The 1,445-nt window shown below is 31.8% G+C and carries 1 pseudogene; it reads right to left on the bottom strand.

Annotation, left to right across the window (positions count from 1 at the left end):
- Positions 1-1,445: pseudogene (locus C6H25_RS07820) on the bottom strand (hypothetical protein); the annotation flags it as partial.

Raw genomic sequence — 1,445 nt, 5'->3', positions numbered from 1 at the left:
TAGTATCTTAATCCAAATTGACCATATTTCTTTTTACTCTTTTGATTACCTTTAATATAGTAATCAAACATTTGTTTATATCCCCCCTTTATTCCAAAGCCTAGCATATAACCTTGTTGTTTAGTTTCTATGTCTTTATCATTATTGATAAGTTTAGTCGTAGGAGAGCTTAAATAATTCATTTGATTGAACATACTAGCTAAAGTGCCTAGACTTGCTAAGGCTATGGGTTTAGAAGATTGTAATTCGTTATAGGTGTTGAGTTTGGGGGGTAATGCCATAAAAGTAAAATGCTGTTTGTATTGATTTGGCAACTGATTATTGATTTCTTTTAAGATTTGATTAAGAGCCTTAATATCATCATTTTTAGCCGGTGAGCTTGGATAAGTTTCATAAAGGGTATCTAGTTTTTTGATAGCTATACCTAATTTTTGAGAATTATTTTGCATAATAGCGTTAGCAACAGCACCTGTTGTTTCCCACCAAGAATTAGTTGTTGGATAAGGAGCAACACAACCTACTGAATGCTGTTTGCAAAACTCATTAGAAAACTTGTAATCACTAAAATTATATTCAGCTTGGTGCATCCAAACAGCAAATTGTATGAATGGTTTTTTAAATTGCTCTTGCATAATTTCGCTATTTGTTATAGCTTGACTGATAATATTAAGCATGTCTTGCTTATCTGTCGTGGTATTACTTAAATGACTGATTTGATTTTTTAAGATTGTTAAATTTTGCACAATATTATCAAATATACTAGAAAATTCTGTAAGAGATGGCTTGTATTGTGCATTATTATTGCTACTACCCTTTATAACTTCACTTACCAAATCCTTTATAGAATTATAACTGCTTGTTAGTGTTGGATCTTTTTGTTTTTCAATCCAAGTTTGTAGCGGTGTTGAAGTCTTAGAATCCCAAGCGTTATAAATTTGACTCGTTATGAGATTACCATAATTACCCATCAATTTATCTGCTGTTTGGAATGGGAGATAAGTATAGTTGGTTGCATGACTATCCGTAGCGATACCTTGTAGCATTTCAAAGAAGTTAAGAGACACCACACCTGTATAAGGATCTATCATTGTAGTTAAATTGTCGCTTTTTTGGTATTTAGGACTATCATAGGTATTTGTCTCTATGATATTGATAATGGATTTTATAGTTGGTATTATTGAATTTAGTATGGTGTTTTTAGAGTTAAGAGCGCTAATAATGTTTTGACTTTCGGTATTTATTTTTTGTAAAGTTTGATTTGTTTTATAGTCTCCAACGGTTTGGAGCTGACCTTCTAAAAATTCCTTTATATACCCCTCAAACGATTGCTTCCTTAAACTTGACAAACTATCAACTACCTTTGAATTGGCATTACTCTCTAAGGCATAATGATTACTTGCTATAAGCGTAGCTTGTTTAGGATTGCTAACTTGACTAGGATTGAT

The organism is Helicobacter cetorum (assembly GCF_900198405.1).
Classification (GTDB): Bacteria; Campylobacterota; Campylobacteria; order Campylobacterales; family Helicobacteraceae; genus Helicobacter; species Helicobacter cetorum_C.
The sequence above is the reverse complement of the archived record's forward strand: the minus strand, read 5'-3'. Positions and strand labels throughout refer to the sequence as shown.